Source organism: Psychromonas ossibalaenae ATCC BAA-1528 (assembly GCF_000381745.1).
Classification (GTDB): Bacteria; Pseudomonadota; Gammaproteobacteria; order Enterobacterales; family Psychromonadaceae; genus Psychromonas; species Psychromonas ossibalaenae.
This window is the reverse complement of sequence record NZ_KB906985.1, coordinates 19,157-36,572: the sequence shown is the minus strand read 5'-3', so window position 1 is coordinate 36,572 and position 17,416 is coordinate 19,157. Positions and strand designations below refer to the sequence as shown.

Sequence of the window (17,416 nt, the reverse complement as noted above, 5' to 3'; positions counted from 1 at the left end):
GCTTTAAATTTCTTCTATCGGTGTGGAAAAGAACTCACCATAAAAATGAAATACTGCAGGGTAATATTTCTTGACCATTTTGTTGTAGCTGCCGTCCGCGCGAATCTGCTTTAGGTAAATATTAAAAGCTTGGCGCAGCTGTGGGGCGTTTTTTCGAAATGCGACAGCCATATGCTGTTCTGTTGAAATTGGGCCAACCACTTTTATTTCTCCCGGCCACTTCTGCAGTGCTATCAGTGTATCGGCAACATCGAGCAGGGTACTTTCTGCATCATTATTAAGAATAGCTGGAACCATTTCATTTAAATTACGTGCTTTGACCGGCAGGATGATATTTGCACCGGTTAATTCGAGGTTATATAAGTCAGGATCCAGACAAGACTGTTTCATTGCTAATACATCGCGTCCTTTGATCATCGCTTTGACCTGTTGGATATCTTCATTGATCCGGCCGTTGGGAGTAATCGGCTGCAGATCTGAATCGGCACGGGCAACTAACCATACGGCTGAAGGAAAGTAAGGGTCAGCAAAATCGACCACTTCCCGGCGCCAGTCTAAAGTGGTTACCCCATTGGCAATTATATCCCCTAGAATCGGCTGCTTATCACCCCAGACTACCTGCTGGTTAATATATTGGATTTTCCGGCCGTTCAGTAAACTGAATACATTGCTCCATTTGGCTGCGATAAACTGGTATTCCAAGCCAAGATGAGCGGCAAAACCTTTCATTAGTTCGACATCTAGGCCGCCTTCTACTTTTTTCCCGCCTTCAGAATACAGAGTCACAAAGTTTGCATAGGGCACGCCGATATGACGCAGTACTCCGGATTCTTTGATCTCCGCAAGATCTCTAGCATTTACCTGCAATGCTGATACAGCCAGTGAAACCGCTAAAATGATTTGTAAGTAGAGGAGGATTTTCATTTTCCGTGTCATTTTATTGCTCCTTGATTCTGCTGTTAATATTCTGTTACTGCATAGCATGCACTGCAGTAGACAAAACAAACAATAAAAAACAATGCGTTACTGGTTTTTTTGATTTTTAGAGTGATCTTTGTAGTACTTGTTTTTTGGAAAGACAAAAAACAAGTACTTCTTAGCATAGTCAATAATGATTAAAAAATGATTTTTAAGATTGTATATTTATATCATTTACATTGAGAAAGCCGGATTCAAATATTTTTGAATCCGGCTGGATATTAAATCATATCCAGATAAAGCTCCTGCATTGCTTCAACGAGACCGATTACATCCTGCTCATTATGGAACAGGTGTGTTGAAATACGCAGTGCATGGCTATCGCTTTGATCCGTTACCTTCACTTTGAAATCTGTGGTTCGGATAATATAACCGTATTCTTCACGCAGACGATCCCGGAAAATGGTTAACTGCTCAATATCCTGCTGATCAAATAGAGGATTGAATGTGGTCAGACCGCTTGATAACTCTGGGGTATTCGGCGAGTAAAAAGATGCAGACGGAAAAGTATCCAGTAAGCGCTCTTTACACAACCGGCTTAACTCCAATACACGTTTTTCAATCAGATCGCGGCCCAGCATATCCCACATCAAACAGGCGTCGGTTAAAGCCTGTTTGGCAGGGTAATTATCATTGCCGATATACTGCAGCTGCAGCTGAGTACCAAGGTAGGCAGCATGTGATAATGATGAATTAATGTACCATAATGGATTTTCACGATCCGGCCAGTATTCATCTAAACGTTTTGCGTTATCACGGACATATAATATACCGGTAGCACCAGCCCCGCATTGCCATTTATGACCTGAACCTGCATAAAAGTCACAGTCGATGTCATGAAAATCCAGATCAAACATGCCGATTGTATGGGCACCATCAATTAATGTCGGGATCTGATTGGGAATGGCTACTTCATGGCAGATACGTTTGGCGGGTAAGGTTGTCCCGGTTTTATAGGTGATATGTGAAAAAGTGATTAAGCGGACACGATCCCCGTATTCTTCCACGGCATCTGCGAAAACATCCACAAAGTCTTGTTCGCTGATCAATTCACTGCCGGTATAAACAGGAATTTCCAGATAAATAACTTCAACACCATAACGCTTCGTTACTACATTAAGCGGGGAGTTCGCCGCTACGTGCTCATGATGGGTAGTGAGGATAACGTCTCCTTCTTGAAAATGCAGGCCGTTGATAATGCTGCACATGCCGTCAGTGGTATTGCGGCTTAATATAATTTCATGGCTGTCTGCACCGAAGCCGGGAGCGACTGCATCTATCATTTCAGCAACATAAGGCCAGTGACCGAATTTTTCCTGCATATCCCATGGATTAGAGGCAATAATTTTGTTGTTTCTATTATATTCGTAGAGTACGTCTTTAGGCATAGAGCCGGTTGTACCGATATTCATATAAACATTTCTTTTATCGAGAATAAATTCCTTACGTACCTTTTTCCAAAACTTGCGGTTGGGACTTTTACTATAGAAATCATGCCAGCCAGGATCACTGTCTTGTGCCTGCACTGCGCCGGAAAACATAACACCTCCAACACCGGCTAATGCTAGACCGGTACTGGTTTTGAGAAAATCACGGCGGTTGATTACCGGAGAAGAGTTTTTCTTATTCTCGCTCATAATAAATATCCTTTTAGTTAATCGAGGCTACTATAGTTTTTAATCACCTTTTTTATATCAGATAAAATTGTAGTTATTATTACGTTTTTAGTAATGTTTTTTTATTTAATCTGTTGTTCTGATAGCTGTAATGTAGAATATAAGGAGTATTTCTGTTTTTAAATTTGCTTGTTTTTTCTTTGGTAATGACTTTAAGTTAAGTTGTTGTTGATTTTATCTTGGCTTGGTGGTGTGAATAACAGTACTAAGGAGATAACGCTCAGCTTTAATCGTTAGCTAAGCGAACAACAGTGCCTAACGACTCTATATCAGCGTTTGAATCTTAATAGGTTTTCCAGGCATGCGCCGGCATTCTGTGCACTTGTTGACTCTTTCTGTACTAGCGCAGTGGTGATTACCCCTTCTTTGAGCAGGCAGATGGTTTCTACCAATAGAGCATTTTTTTGCGCATTTGCTTCAAACGAATCCACATGAACTTGTATCAGCGCTTTAATATTGTCTTTATGTTCTTTACATGCGAGGTAGATCTGCTTATTAACATCACCATATTCAGCGCAAGTATTAATAAAGTAGCAGCCTTTAAACGGACCCAAAGCTTTTGCCCGCCCATTAAGCCAGTCATCTAATGCCTCAAAAAGTACTAACAGAGCATCTTTGCCCAGTTCTGCTTTATCCAGCGACTCAGTTAACCAGCTCATATAGAGCTGATCTCGGTATTCGAGAGTCGCTAAGATTAGTTCATCTTTACTCTCAAAATGGTTATACAGCGTTTTCTTCGCGACATTCGCGGTTTTAATTATTTCATTAATGCCAACTGCATGTATGCCTTTGTTATAAAACAGCTTAAATGCTGATTCAATAATGCTGCGTTTTTTACTGTTCATATCCATTTCCTGAAACTAAGTGTTAGGTATCGATCAAAGTAGACTATTTTGTCTGCTCAAGCAATGTAGACCGATTGTTATATCTAATTAGCATTAATATTTTGTATAAGCTGCGCTCTGTAATAAGCTTTATGTATTTAATATAAAAGGTCTGAAAAATGAGAATTGCGATCATCGGCATTGGTGATATTGCCCAAAAAGCCTACTTACCTATTCTTACTCAATTGAAAGGTATTGAGTTAGTTTTTTGTACTCGAAATAAAAACAGGCTTCAGCAGCTGGCGCTGCAGTATCGTATTAAGGAGGTCTACCAGGATTACCGGCAGTTAAATAAAGTGAATATTGATGCGGTGATGATCCACAGCAGTACGGTTTCGCATCCTGAAATATGTGCATATTTTCTACGCCAGGGGCTGCCGGTTTTTGTTGATAAACCGCTGGCTGATAATGCGTTCGATTGTGAGAAACTTTACGAACTAGCAGAAAAGCATCGTCTGCCTTTGTATATGGGTTTTAACCGCCGTTTTATTCCTTTGTATAATCAGTATTTTCCGAACGTGCACAGCAGCTCTTCTGAGTCGCTTTTATTATCATTACGCTGGGAGAAAAACCGCCATAATTTACCCGGAGATATTCGTACTTTTGTGTTTGATGATTTTATTCACCCATTAGACAGTGTCAATATAGGTGCAAAAAGTAATCTTGATGGTCTGCAGCTGGGCAGTCAGTTTCAAGGTGAACAGCTGGCAAGAGTAGATGTGCACTGGCAGCTGGGAAATACAATCCTTGAAGCATCGATGAACCGCTTATACGGCATAACTAATGAGCGGGTTTGTGTAAGCTTTGCAAACCGAGCTTATGAATTTGATTCGTTTGTCAGCGGTAGATGTCTGCAGGATAATCAGGAGACAATAATTCGTCTGCAGGACTGGAGACCTATGCTCAGCGCAAAAGGTTTCACCGGCATGATTGAAGACTGGATAAGCGTAGTGAAGGCCGGAAAATTAAAGCAGTCAGTCGCGGAGCGTAATCTAGCCAGTCACCAGCTAGCGGAAGCTGTCTGTCAAAAAATACAAAAAAGTGTCAGTTAGAGAACTTCCAATAATTATAATAACGCCGCAATAAAGCGGCGTTGTATTGTTTCTTTGTTTTTAATTTACTTCATTGCCGTTACTGCAGCCGCTGGCAAAACTTTGTAAGTTATCCAGTGTGGTTTGTGCAATACTGGTTAATGCTTCTTTAGTTAAGAAGGCCTGGTGACCGGTAAATATTACGTTGTGACAGGCTGACAGACGGCGGAATACATCATCGCCGATGATCTCATCAGAATGGTCGCCAAAGAATAATGAATCTTCTTCTTCGTAAACATCTAAGCCTAACGCGCCGATTTTTCCCGCTTTTAAGGCTACAATCGCATCCGTGGCATTGAGTAGTGCACCGCGGCTGGTATTAACTACCATCACACCGTCTTTCATTTTTTCAAATGAGTCATTATTAAGAAGGTGGTGATTTTCTTTGGTCAACGGACAGTGCAGGCTGATAATATCGCTTTGTTCAAATAACTGTTCAGCTGAAACATATTCCGCCCCCAGTTCAATGGCTTGATCTGAAGGGTAAGGGTCGAATGCCAGCAGCTTACAGCCAAAGCCCTTGAGAATGCGCATTGCCGCAAGACCTATTTTACCTGTACCGATAATACCGACTGTCTTACCAAACATATTAAACCCGACTAACCCCTGCAGTGAGAAATTTGCATCGCGAGTACGCTGGTAAGCTTTATGAATACGACGGTTAAGGGTCATCATTAAAGCAACAGCATGCTCGGCAACAGCTTCCGGTGAATAAGCCGGTACCCGCATTACCGTTAAACCCAGATTTTTGCCGGCTTCAACATCTACATTGTTGAAACCTGCACAGCGCATAACAATCACTTTAATGCCGAGTTTAGCCAGCTCTATCAATACCGGTGCGGACAGATCATCGTTTACGAAAGCGCAAACGGCATCATAACCTTGTGCCAGTTGACAGGTATGAATATCCAGCTGAGTATCGAAATATTTTATCTGAACATTCTGACTATCGATAAGCGGATTGAAATGGTTAATGTCATAAGTGCGCGCGCTAAACATTGCAACTTTCATAATACAACTCCAATTAATATTTATTATTGATTTTATAATGAGTGTTATAACAGAGCAATCAAAGAAGATCATCCAGCAGAGATGTTTTAAACCTGCTCCTACCGGAAGTCTTGGCTATGCAGTTTGTAAAGCTGTGTTAATAATTGGTTATCCGCTGTCCCGCACTGCTTATATTTGTTATAACTTATACCCAAACTATTTGAAGATGAAGATTCAGAGGCTCGCTCGGATGCCAGGTTAAGGCACAACATGAAGAGAATGGCATTCCCTTTTCAAGTGTTGTAACGCAGAGCCGGCATCCGAGTGAGCCTCCCGTAGGGCCTGGAGAGAGGCAACCATCTTCTGCGTTATGAAGCATTGATTTAGAATGACTAAACCTTCAACTTCATGCCTTAAGTATGGTCACCTCTCAACTGGCTGATTCCTGCATCTTCAAGTAGCTTGGGTATAATCTTTATTTTCTTTAAGAGACTGAAAATATGCATCTTTGTTTTTCTATTAGCGCACATGGATTCGGCCATGGTGCTATCTCCACCTCAGTTATTGAATGCTTGATGCAGGATTTTCCTGAAGTACAAATTACAGTACTCAGCTTACTGCCGAGAAGTTATCTGGATTCTCGTCTTTCCGGTCCATTTACTCATATAGAAGCGGGTAATGATTTTGGTATGCTGATGGATTCTCCTATAAAGATAGATGTGCACAACAGCAGGCTCAAATATCAGCACCTCTTTGATAACTGGCAGCAGGCAGTTAGTGAAGAGGTAGAAATTTTAAAATGTATTAAACCAGACTGTGTGATCAGTAATATTTCTCCGGTCACTCTGGATGCCGCTATACAGTTGAATATTCCCTGCGCATCTGTGGCCCCTTTTAACTGGGCACAGATTTATGAGCGTTACTGTCTGAATGCAGAGCTGCCTGATACACAGGCCGTTTATGAAAAGATGCTCTGTGTGTATAAAAACGTAGATTATAACTATAAACCGCTTCCCTCTGTGCCGCTGGCAAATACTGATGAAATCAATATCGCCAGTATTAACAGTATTCCGCAGGATCAGCGCCAGGATCTCCTGCAGTCGCTGCCGTTAGGAACAGAGAAAGTGGCTTTAGTGGCTTTAGGCGGTCTACCTATGTCTTTAGACCTTAAAAACTGGCCTGTTATTCCCGGCTGGCACTGGCTGGTGGATCAACCGGAAAACCAGCTTCGTGCAGATATGACCCAGGTGAGTGATGTGAATATGTCGTTTCTGCAGCTGATCGGCAGCTGCGATCTGATTTTAACCAAACCTGGTTACGGCACCTATTGTGAAATAGCAGCAGTAGCCCTGTACAAGAGGGTAAGAGTGATAAGTTTAGAACGTTCCGACTGGCCGGAAACACCTTTTCTTAATGCGTTTTTAGTATCACGAGTGCCTTTTAGCGAAGTGCATATTGAGCTGCTGCAGGGACAGCATTTAGCCGAAGTAATTGAAAAGTTAAATGTTTCAGATTATCCGCGGTCGCAGCTCTGTGAAGATGGTGCGCAGCAGTTAGTTAAGCACCTGCTTAGTCATCTGCAGGTTTAACAAATATTGTCAGCGGCTGGTCAGCTGCTGACTGACGTAATCAATAAAAACCCGGTTGGCTTTAGGTAAAAATTTTGACTGGGCGTACTGCATGCAGATATCTCCTTGATAATTGCCGGTGATCTGCCACTGATCGAGTACTTCTATCAGTGAACCATCAGAAATAGCCTGTTGTGCTACAAAATCCGGTAAAAAACCGATCCCTAGTCCGTTAGTCAATGCATCAAGGCGCATATCACTGTGGTTTACTGCGTAGCTGCCGCTTACATTTACCGTTGCACTGTGGCCTTCTCGAATAAACTTCCAGCGCCTGTCACTGACAGTTTCTCCCAGATAAATGCAATTATGAGCTGTTAAGTCCAAGGGCAGTAAAGGAGTGCCGTACTGTTCCAGATATTCAGGGCTGGCGCAAAGCAGCTGATTAACCCGGCCAACGACTTTGTTTATTAACCCTTCAATCGGCTGTTCGGTAATATGGAATATGATATCGATGTTGTCGTGCACCGGATCGATGAATCTGTCGGTTGCTTTTAACTGCAGTTGTATATCCGGGTATAAAGCTAAGAATGGTCTAATAAAAGGTTTAAGTAATTGATTGGCTAGAGCTTTTGGAGCTGATACACGCAATGTTCCAGCCGGGCTGGAAGCCGCTGAGCTAGACACCTGAACGGCTTCCTGGGCCGATTCGTACATCTGTTTACAATAATCATAAGTCACTTTTCCCGGGTCGGTTAATGCTAGCTTGCGTGTGGTGCGGATTAATAATTTAACCGCTAACGCTTCTTCTAAACGACCTATCTGACGGCTGACAGCAGACGGGGTAACACCCAGTAATGCGGCCGCTTTAGTGAAGTTTCCGGTATCAACTACGGTAACAAATACTGCCATATCAGGCATTAACGGGATAACTCTATTGATGTCCACTGGGAATAAGTCCTATTACAAATCTGTCTATTATCAACCTATGGTATATGAATTAGCATATAAAAACAGGTAACAGCTTGTTTTCTATTTACTGCTAAGGAAAAAAATGAAGTCACTTTATCTGCCGCAACAGTTTGTTCGTTTACCTAAAGCAGAATTGATGCTGATTTTAGTCGCTGTATTTTGGGGTACAAGTTACGGTGTCAGCAAGCAGGCGTTAGCTTTTATTTCTGTTACGGCCTTTCTGGCAGTTCGCTTTCTGCTTACATTTTTTTTGTTATTACCCGTTTTTATTAGTGACTACAAAAAAGGTAAAACTAAGAATGCCTGGATTGCTGTACCTAGTGGTATTCTGCTGTTGTTAATATTCACTACTGAAGCATTCGGTGTTTTAAATACCAGTGCTTCTAACGCAGTGGTTTTAGTCAGCCTGTGTGTGATTATGACACCGTTTGTTGAATGGTTTGCTTTTAGAACCAAGCCGGACAAAAAGCTGTTTGTTTTGTGCACTTTGGCTTTTAGCGGTGTTCTTCTATTGACAGTAAAATCGGGATTTTCCTTAAGTTTTAATAAAGGAGATATGCTGATTCTGCTGGCTGCTGTTCTGCGTGCATTTATGGTAGTTTACACTAAAAAACTGATGCAGGGCAGAGGGTTGCCGATACTCAGTTTAACCATGCTGCAGTCGGGGATTATCGGCTTTGGTGCTTTATTTGTACTTCTGCTGTCTAATAACGGGGGTATTCCTGAATTACCTAATGAAGCGCAGTTCTGGTGGTTAACGCTTTATCTGGTTTTGTTTTGTACTATCTTTGCTTTTTTTGCGCAAAATTATGCACTTTCTAAAACTTCAGCAAGCAATGTATCGGTATTAATGGGCTCTGAGCCTTTATTCGGTATCTTATTTGCGATGATTTTTTTAGGAGAGGCCCTGCTTTGGTACCAGTATCTAGGTGCTTTACTGATTGTGCTGGTAACGCTTTATGCTTCTCTTTCCGATCAGAGTAAAGACAGCTAAAAGAAAAAGCCGTAGAAGTATTAATTCCTACGGCTTTATTTTGACTGCTTAATTAAATAACCAGTTAAGTTAAGCGGTTTCTACTGCTAATTGTGGTCCAGCTTCAACTAATGCCTGACCTTCTTCTTTATCAGTGTAGCGCTCAAAGTTATTGATGAACAGGTTCGCTAACTCTTCAGCTTTAGTTTCCCATTCAGCTGCTGATGTATAGGTATCGCGTGGATCTAGAATGTCGCTGTCAACACCCGGTAACGCTAACGGTACCTCCAGATTAAAGTACGGGATCTGCTTAGTTTGTGCATTTTCAATTGATCCGTCTAAGATCGCATCAATGATGCCGCGTGTATCCTGAATTGAGATACGTTTACCTGAGCCGTTCCAGCCGGTATTTACCAGGTAAGCCTCTGCTCCGCAGGCTTCCATGCGTTTTACTAACTGCTCTGCATATTGTGTCGGATGCAGACTTAAGAACGCCGCCCCGAAACATGCAGAGAAAGTTGGTGTAGGCTCCGTAATACCACGCTCTGTACCGGCAAGTTTAGCCGTGAAACCCGATAAGAAATGGTACTGCGTCTGCGCTTTAGTCAGTTTAGAAACAGGTGGTAAAACACCAAATGCATCTGCTGTTAAGAAAATAACTTTCTGTGCATGACCGCCTTTAGAGATAGGTTGTACAATATTTTCAATATGGTGGATTGGATAGGAAACACGTGCATTTTCTGTTTTGCTGGCATCATCATAATCAACAATACCATCAGCATTGACCACCACATTTTCCAGCAGGGCATCACGCTTAATCGCACCATAAATGTCCGGCTCAGCCTCAGCACTTAAACGAATGGTTTTAGCGTAACAGCCGCCTTCAAAGTTAAATACACCGTCGTCATCCCAGCCATGTTCATCATCACCGATCAGAGCGCGCTTTGAGTCCGTTGATAAAGTGGTTTTACCAGTACCTGACAGACCAAAGAAAATAGCGGTATCGCCGCCTTTACCCATGTTTGCTGAACAATGCATGGATGCCATGCCGTTTAGAGGCAGCAGGTAGTTCATTACTGAGAACAAACCTTTCTTCATTTCGCCGCCGTACCATGTTCCACCGATTACCTGTATTTTTTCTGTCAGATTAAAGGCAACAAAGTTTTCAGAGTTTAAACCTTGTGCCTGCCATTCAGGATTGGTGGTTTTTGAGCCGTTCATTACTACAAAATCTGGTTCAAAATCAATTAGTTCATCGTCAGATGGACGAATAAACATGTTAGTTACAAAGTGTGCCTGCCATGCTACTTCCATGATAAAACGTACTTTTAAGCGCGAATTTTTATTGGTGCCGCAAAACGCATCAATAACAAATAGACGTTTATTGGACAATTCTGTTGTAACTAGTTCTTTTAAATGACTCCAGGTTGACGGTTCGATAGCTTTATTATCGTTTTTACCTTGATCAGACCACCAGATAGTGTCGCGTGTGGTATCGTCTTTAACGATATATTTGTCTTTGGGGGAGCGGCCGGTAAATATGCCTGTGTCAACGGCAACTGTGCCGTTTTCTGTAATAATTCCTTTTTCAAAACCGGTTAAGTCAGGTGACATCTCTTCTTCAAAAAGAGTCTCGTAACTTGGGTTGTACACAACTTCAGAAACGCCTGTGATGCCATATGTGCTTAACTTATCTGTGGATAGTGTTTTCGCTAGTGTCATATATCAGTTCCTCTTAAGTGGTTGAAATTTCATTGATTAAGTATTAAATGAAAGTTCAGTCTTCAGGGTAGGGGAATTAAGAAAATATGTGGGAGATCTAGTTCAAACTATGAAATAAAAGTTAAAAAAAAAGAGTCTTTACATCAGGAATGTGAAGACTCTACGATTATTGTAAATTTACTGTGTGTTTGCTGCTGTTTTGTTAATGCTGAGTGTTGTGTTGAATATTTAACAATATCTTCAGGTCATCAATTTCAAAGCGATAATCGCTTGCACAATATTCACAATGCATGTCGATGGCACCTCGTTCCTGTAATAGATCTAAAATTTCCTGCTGAGCGATTGAAGCAAGAGACGTTAAACAGCGTTCCTTTGAACAGCTGCATTTGAAGCTGATCGGCTGAGCTTCAAACAAACGTACCTTTTCTTGATGGTAGAGGCGGTAGAGCAGCTCATCGCGTTCTAATGAATATAATTCATTTTCTTTGACTGTTGATGCTAAAGCGCAAACATGAGCAAAGTCATCTTCATGGTTTTCATCAACAGCGGGTAATGTCTGTAAAAACAAACCGGCGGCTAAGGTTTTTCCTTTGCTGTCGGCATGTAAAATAATACGCGTGGCTAACTGTTCTGATTGTTCAAAATAATCTTCTAAGCATTCACTGAGAGAATCTTTTTCTAATGCAACAATTCCCTGGTAGCGTTCGCCGTCATCCGGGGTGATGGTAATCATCAGGTGGCCTTTACCAACTAACTGTTTGAATGAAAGCCCTGTCGTTTCACCTTCAACACGCGCGGTACCGCGAAGTTCTAAATCCTGATTGGCATTAATGACAGCCAGATTCAAGGGGCCGTCACCCTGAAGCTGTACTGCAATTTTGCCTTCAAATTTTAATGTTGCGGTCAATAAACTTGTTGCGATTAATAATTCACCAATAACATTATTGACCTCAGTCGTGTAATCGTGATTTTTGATGATTTCATGGAAGCTGTTATGTGCTTGTACTATTTCTCCGCGAATTTGATAATCGTCAAAAATAAAGCGTTGTAGCTGGTCAGTCATGGTGTTTTTACTCTTAGTTAATTTGTTTAATCTGCGTTATTACGCTGTCTCTTGGAGACGTTGTTTTTTTGTTTGGATTACAGCTTACGATCAGTATTGACGCAGAGCTTTTTATGCGTGGAGCAGTCTATATTTCGAGCTTATTTCAATCGAATTTAGCTGTGTTTCGCTCTGTTTTTGCCTGAATCAGTTCGCGCCGCTGTTTTTTATTCGGCTTACGATCTGGATGCGGGGCATTCTGTAAGCTCAATTTACGCAAAGTCTGGTACTGCTCGCGCTTGCTGATACTTTCAGGTGTTTCTTGATACAGAGTTTCAGCTATAGGTGCACCGCGCCGCTGATCTGATAACAGCTCAATGGTTACCTGTTTAATTATATCGCCTTGGCGAATCGATAATAATGCGCCAAGTTCGACTGTTTTACTCGCCTTGCCGCGCTGTCCGTTATAATGCACTTTGCCGCCCTGAATCATGTCGCGCGCAATACTGCGTGTTTTATAAAAACGTGCCGCCCATAACCATTTATCCAGACGAATTTTTTTTTCAGCCATTTTTTCAGCCTTTTGTTACTGGAAGAGTCAGTATAGCAAATTCATATTGCCCCTAACTCCTTTTTTATGATAGTAAGCTAAAATTAACACCACGAATACTTTATTTAAGAAAAATTAAGCTTATTAACTTTACTGGATCTCATTATTGCGGTTAGTTTGTTGTCGCCTGAAGCCAGGTGGGGTAGCATCCTCGCCTATTTTATCTGCATGCTGTAAATATTAGGCAGGCTGATGATTGAAAATTAAGCAGTAAATATTAAGCGCTCAGTAGAATACTGTTTGTATTTTTATTATTATTTTACAAAAACAAATCGAAGTGAACTGGCTTAGCTAAAGCCTTAATGTTAATTTACAGCATACTACTAAAGTAGTGCATTCGACATGCTGATAATTTGAAATTCAACAAGGTACTATTTGTGTTTTTATCTATATTTTTACAAAAATCGTCAGCAATCGTCTTAACTGTGGCGGGCACATTGTTAACATATCAGGCTGCAGTACTTACTTGGTCCCTTGTGCCGGAAGATGAGCCTGAGTATCAGTGGCAGGCGCCTCCGGTCAGCAACGTTGATATGTCCCGCAAGATAGAGACGAAGGAATTACAAGACCAGCATCTTTTTGGTGAAACGAAAAAGCTTACACGAGCAGAACAAGCTGAAAAGGATAAAAGTCAAGCTGAAGCGAAAGCTAAGTTAGCCGCTCGGCAGGATCCAACATCTCCAATGGAAGCCCCGAAAACAAAATTAGCTTTAAAACTGGTTGGGGTTGTTGCAGCTACAGACCCCTCTCAATCCAGCGCAATCATCGTTTATCAGGGGAAGCAGGACAGTTACTTTATTGGTTCCGAAATAAAAGGAACTAATGCAAAAGTTTATGACGTTTATGAAGATCGTATTATTTTAGATGTTAGAAGCGTGTATCAGACATTGATGCTTGATGGTGTTGAGGAGTCGGCACGCAAGGTTAAAGCTCATGAATCCAAAAGTCTTGCTTCTGTAAAGACAAAAAAACCTTCAAAGCGTCCTAAAAAAATACAGCAAGTCAACTTAGATCGTCAGGCTTTATTAAAAGACCCTAGTAAACTCACTGATTTTATTGGTATTTCACCTGTCAGAAAAGATAACCAGATAAAGGGCTACCGAGTTAGACCCGGCAAAGACCGTTCGTTATTTGACGAGGCCGGCTTGAAAAATGGTGATCTGGCGATTGAGTTAAACGGTATAGATTTAACTGATATGCAGCAGAGTATTTCGTTAATGAAAGAGTTTCCAACGATGACAGAAATAAGTTTAACGGTCGATCGTAACGGGCAGCTGCATGAATTGTATTTCAGTATCCCGTAGCAGAAAGAATTAGCTGCTATTGTTTTAGATAGTTTTTTAAAATAATTAACCTGTAATAAAGTAATAATTTGGAGTTTTAGAATAAATGAGATTTTTCGGGATGAATAACAGACTTGGTAAATTATTAAGCTTATCTCTACTTGCTTTAGTAATTCAGACCGCAAGTGTTGGGCAGGTTCTTGCTACTGAGTATTCTGCGAGCTTTAAAAATGCTGATATTAATGAATTTGTTAATATCGTTGGTAAAAATTTAAATAAAACCATTATCTTAGATCCTTCTGTGCGGGGGAGTATTAACGTCCGCAGCTATGATCTGTTAACTGAAAAACAGTATTACCAGTTCTTTTTAAATGTATTAGAGGTCTACGGCTTTGCAGTTGTCGAGATGGATAACGGCATTATCAAAGTAATCAAAGCTAAAGATGCCAAAGTTTCTGCAATTCCGGTTGTTGATGACGGTGAAATATATTCTGGTGACGAGATGGTTACTCGGGTTGTGCCTGTTACTAATGTATCTGTTCGGGAGTTAGCACCTTTATTGCGCCAGTTAAATGATAATGCCGGCGGCGGTAATGTAGTTCATTATGATCCGTCTAATGTCATTATGATCACTGGACGTGCCGCGGTTGTAAATCGTCTGGTGCAGATTATTCATCGTGTTGATAAAGCCGGTGATCAGGAAGTTGATATTGTTAAGCTGGAGTTTGCCAGTGCTCTGGAAATGGTTAAGATTATTGATACCATTCAAAAACCGGCCAGCGGCTCAAAAAATACGACTCCAAGCATTTTAAAACCGCGTCTGGTTGCTGACGAAAGAACGAACTCAATTATTATCAGTGGTGAGCCGAAAACGCGTGCGCGTATCGTTGATTTAGTTAAATCATTAGATAAAGAATTACAAAATAATGGTAATACCCGTGTGTTTTATCTCAAGTATGCGAAAGCTGAGGATCTAGTCGGTGTGCTGCAGGGGGTAAGTAAAAGTATTGCTCAGTCTTCTGACGGCAAAAAAAGTAAATCATCTTCGTCAGATTTGAGTATTGAAGCGCACGAAGGTACTAATTCTATTGTTGTCTCTGCGCAGCCTGCATTAATGTCTTCGCTGGATAATATTATTCGCCAGTTAGATATTCGCCGGGCACAGGTATTAGTTGAGGCAATTATTGTTGAAGTTTCTGAAGGCGACGGTATTAACCTCAATACCCAGTTTGGCGGTAACTACGGCGGAACACAATTCAAAAATAATGGTGCGACTACCGGCCAGCTTATTGCGGCTGGTGAAAGTGATGAAAATGCGGCTAGTGCGATCGCAAGCATAACAGGCGCTGCATTTGGTTATATCGGCAGTGACTGGGGAGTTGTTTTACAAGCTGTTGCGGCCTCAAACTCATCAAATATATTATCAACACCAAGTGTCACTACCCTGGACAATCAGGAAGCAAATTTTGTCGTTGGTGATGATGTTCCGGTTATAACGGGTTCAGCAACAGGCTCAAATAATGACAACCCTTACCAGACGATCGAACGTAAAGAAGTGGGGGTTAAATTAAAAGTCACGCCGCAGATCAATGAAGGTGATGCCGTGCAGCTGGTGATTGAGCAGGAAGTCTCCAGCGTTAAGCCTGATACAGATGCAGCTGATGTTGTATTTTCAACGCGTTCAGTTAAAACAACAGTATTAGCCAAATCAGGCGAGACAATCATAATTGGCGGTTTAATTGACGACAAGGTCACTGAATCAGTATCTAAAGTCCCGCTGTTAGGTGATATTCCGTATTTAGGGCACCTGTTCAGATCAACTGCGAATACAACAGAAAAACGTAATCTGATGGTTTTCCTGCGTGCGACAATTATTCGTGATGATGAAAAAATGAGTGCTCTAAGCTCGCGTAAATACAGTCTGATACGTGCAATTCAGCAGGGACAGCGTGATTCTGGTGTGGATCTGATGCCGGATGCGATTCCACCGATATTACCTGAATGGGGTGAAAGCCATGAAATTGTGCCTGCTGATTTCAACTTAGGGGATGATCCTGAGATTAAAGAACCTAAAAGCAGCACAGAGGAACAGCTGTAATGACGGTACTTGAACAGCCTGGGCTGCCGCCTGAATCACTAACTGAACCGGAACTCATTGAAGTTACACCGCGCGGACAACTGCCTTTTTCGTTTTCAAAAAAACATGAAATGGTTGTTTTTCACGAGGGAGAGCTGACCGAGCTTTGTTATAAGAGCCTTCCTGCTGCAGAGCTGCTGCTTGAAGCGCGCCGGGTTATCGGTCATTCGTTTACTTTAAACCAGGTTGACAAAGAACGTTTTGACAACCTGGTTGCGATTGCTTATCAGTCGTCATCTTCAGAAGCACAGCAGTTGATGGAAGATATCGGCAGCGATGATTTCTTTACGCTTGCAGAAGAGCTGCCGGGTAATGAAGATTTATTAGAAGCTGAAGATGATGCACCGATTATTAAACTGATCAATGCTATGTTAGGCGAGGCAATTAAAGAAGAAGCTTCTGATATTCATATCGAAACCTTTGAAAATTCATTGATTATTCGTTTCCGTATTGATGGTGTATTACGTGAGATACTGAAACCGCAGCGTAAGCTGGCTGCATTATTAGTGTCGCGCATCAAGGTTATGGCGAAGCTGGATATCGCTGAAAAGCGTGTGCCGCAGGACGGCCGTATTTCACTACGTATCGGTGGGCGTGCTGTTGATGTACGTGTTTCAACTATGCCGTCTAGTCATGGCGAACGTGTTGTTTTACGTCTTTTGGATAAAAACGCCATTAAGCTGGATCTGAATACGCTGGGTATGACTGATCAGAATCACCATATTATGAGTGATCTGGTGCATAAACCCCACGGTATTATTCTGGTTACCGGGCCGACAGGTTCAGGTAAAAGTACCACGCTTTATGCCGGCTTATTAGAGATAAACTCTAAAGATCGTAATATTCTGACAGTTGAAGATCCTATCGAGTATGCGATTGACGGGATTGGTCAAACGCAGGTAAACAGTAAAGTTGATATGACTTTTGCCCGCGGGCTGCGTGCTATTCTGCGTCAGGATCCTGATGTAGTTATGATTGGTGAGATCCGAGATTTAGAAACAGCCCAGATTGCCGTGCAGGCCAGTTTAACCGGTCACCTGGTATTATCTACTCTGCATACCAATACCGCGGTTGGCGCGGTGACGCGTTTACGTGATATGGGCGTAGAGCCTTTCCTTCTGTCTTCCAGCTTGTTAGGTGTTTTAGCACAGCGCCTGGTACGTCGATTATGTCCAAAATGTAAAGAGGCACATACGCCGACCGAAAAAGAGAAGCAAATTTTAGGTTTAGCTGCAGCTGAAAACGCTGTTATCTATCGTGCCGTTGGATGTTCTAACTGCAATAACAGTGGCTACAAAGGACGAACTGGTATTCATGAACTGTTTATGGTTGATGATCAGGTTCGTGAGCTGATCCATACCGGTGCGGGTGAACAGGCTGTTGAAAAGCTGATTCGTGAGCGTACCCCAAGTATTCGAGATGACGGGCTAGCGAAAGTGCTTGCTGGAAAAACGACTTTAGAAGAGATCTTACGCGTAAGCAGAGAGGATTAG

General features: G+C 41.8%; 14 protein-coding genes. 6 read left to right on the top strand and 8 right to left on the bottom strand.

Features of this window, described 5'->3' with window-relative positions; translation table 11 throughout:
• Window positions 1-3 precede the first annotated feature (3 nt).
• From G327_RS0110835 to G327_RS0110825, 3 genes are all read right to left on the bottom strand, one after another.
• Window positions 4-936 carry a transporter substrate-binding domain-containing protein gene (locus tag G327_RS0110835; protein ID WP_019614798.1) on the bottom strand — a complete coding sequence of 311 codons (933 nt, stop codon included), beginning with the start codon at window positions 934-936 and terminating at the stop codon, window positions 4-6.
• Window positions 937-1,199: 263 nt separating this feature from the next.
• Window positions 1,200-2,615, bottom strand: coding sequence for an aminotransferase class V-fold PLP-dependent enzyme (locus G327_RS0110830; protein WP_019614797.1), 1,416 nt, complete (start codon window positions 2,613-2,615; stop codon window positions 1,200-1,202).
• A 308-nt stretch (window positions 2,616-2,923) separates the two neighbouring features.
• Window positions 2,924-3,499, bottom strand: coding sequence for a TetR/AcrR family transcriptional regulator (locus tag G327_RS0110825; RefSeq protein WP_019614796.1), 576 nt, complete (start codon window positions 3,497-3,499; stop codon window positions 2,924-2,926).
• Window positions 3,500-3,657: 158 nt separating this feature from the next.
• Between G327_RS0110825 and G327_RS0110820 the strand changes: the two genes are divergently transcribed.
• Entirely contained in the window at window positions 3,658-4,590 is a 933-nt protein-coding gene (locus tag G327_RS0110820; protein WP_019614795.1) for a Gfo/Idh/MocA family protein, read from the top strand.
• Window positions 4,591-4,650: 60 nt separating this feature from the next.
• On the opposite strand, the gene G327_RS0110815 is transcribed toward G327_RS0110820, so the two are convergent.
• Complete coding sequence (locus tag G327_RS0110815; RefSeq protein WP_019614794.1) at window positions 4,651-5,640, bottom strand: 2-hydroxyacid dehydrogenase; 990 nt, start codon at window positions 5,638-5,640, stop codon at window positions 4,651-4,653.
• 479 nt (window positions 5,641-6,119) lie between these two features.
• Between G327_RS0110815 and G327_RS0110805 the strand changes: the two genes are divergently transcribed.
• Window positions 6,120-7,208 (top strand): hypothetical protein, encoded by a 1,089-nt coding sequence (locus tag G327_RS0110805; RefSeq protein ID WP_033298189.1) that lies wholly within the window; start codon window positions 6,120-6,122, stop codon window positions 7,206-7,208.
• Between the two features lie 9 nt (window positions 7,209-7,217).
• Here the strand turns inward: G327_RS0110805 and G327_RS0110800 are convergent, their stop codons facing one another.
• The gene (locus G327_RS0110800; RefSeq protein ID WP_026339312.1) at window positions 7,218-8,132 is read right to left on the bottom strand and encodes a LysR family transcriptional regulator; all 915 of its coding nucleotides are present in this window, start codon (window positions 8,130-8,132) and stop codon (window positions 7,218-7,220) included.
• A gap of 106 nt (window positions 8,133-8,238) precedes the next feature.
• On the opposite strand from G327_RS0110800, the gene G327_RS0110795 reads away from it, so the two are divergent.
• On the top strand, window positions 8,239-9,150 hold the full coding sequence (locus G327_RS0110795; RefSeq protein WP_019614790.1) for a DMT family transporter: 912 nt from the start codon (window positions 8,239-8,241) through the stop codon (window positions 9,148-9,150).
• A gap of 69 nt (window positions 9,151-9,219) precedes the next feature.
• Here G327_RS0110795 and pckA read toward each other — a convergent pair whose 3' ends face one another.
• From pckA to hslR, 3 genes are all read right to left on the bottom strand, one after another.
• Window positions 9,220-10,851 carry a phosphoenolpyruvate carboxykinase (ATP) gene (gene pckA / locus G327_RS0110790; RefSeq protein WP_019614789.1) on the bottom strand — a complete coding sequence of 544 codons (1,632 nt, stop codon included), beginning with the start codon at window positions 10,849-10,851 and terminating at the stop codon, window positions 9,220-9,222.
• A 202-nt stretch (window positions 10,852-11,053) separates the two neighbouring features.
• Complete coding sequence (gene hslO, locus G327_RS0110785) at window positions 11,054-11,914, bottom strand: Hsp33 family molecular chaperone HslO (RefSeq protein ID WP_019614788.1); 861 nt, start codon at window positions 11,912-11,914, stop codon at window positions 11,054-11,056.
• A gap of 145 nt (window positions 11,915-12,059) precedes the next feature.
• Complete coding sequence (gene hslR / locus G327_RS0110780) at window positions 12,060-12,464, bottom strand: ribosome-associated heat shock protein Hsp15 (RefSeq protein WP_019614787.1); 405 nt, start codon at window positions 12,462-12,464, stop codon at window positions 12,060-12,062.
• Between the two features lie 416 nt (window positions 12,465-12,880).
• Between hslR and gspC the strand changes: the two genes are divergently transcribed.
• The 3 genes from gspC (at window position 12,881) to gspE (ending at window position 17,416) form a co-directional block, all read left to right on the top strand.
• Window positions 12,881-13,807 (top strand): type II secretion system protein GspC, encoded by a 927-nt coding sequence (gene gspC / locus G327_RS0110775; protein WP_019614786.1) that lies wholly within the window; start codon window positions 12,881-12,883, stop codon window positions 13,805-13,807.
• Between the two features lie 100 nt (window positions 13,808-13,907).
• Window positions 13,908-15,884 (top strand): type II secretion system secretin GspD, encoded by a 1,977-nt coding sequence (gspD, locus tag G327_RS0110770; RefSeq protein WP_019614785.1) that lies wholly within the window; start codon window positions 13,908-13,910, stop codon window positions 15,882-15,884.
• A complete protein-coding gene (gene gspE / locus G327_RS0110765) occupies window positions 15,884-17,416 on the top strand; it encodes a type II secretion system ATPase GspE (protein ID WP_019614784.1) in 1,533 nt (510 codons plus the stop codon). The genes gspD and gspE overlap by 1 nt, the downstream gene beginning before the upstream one ends.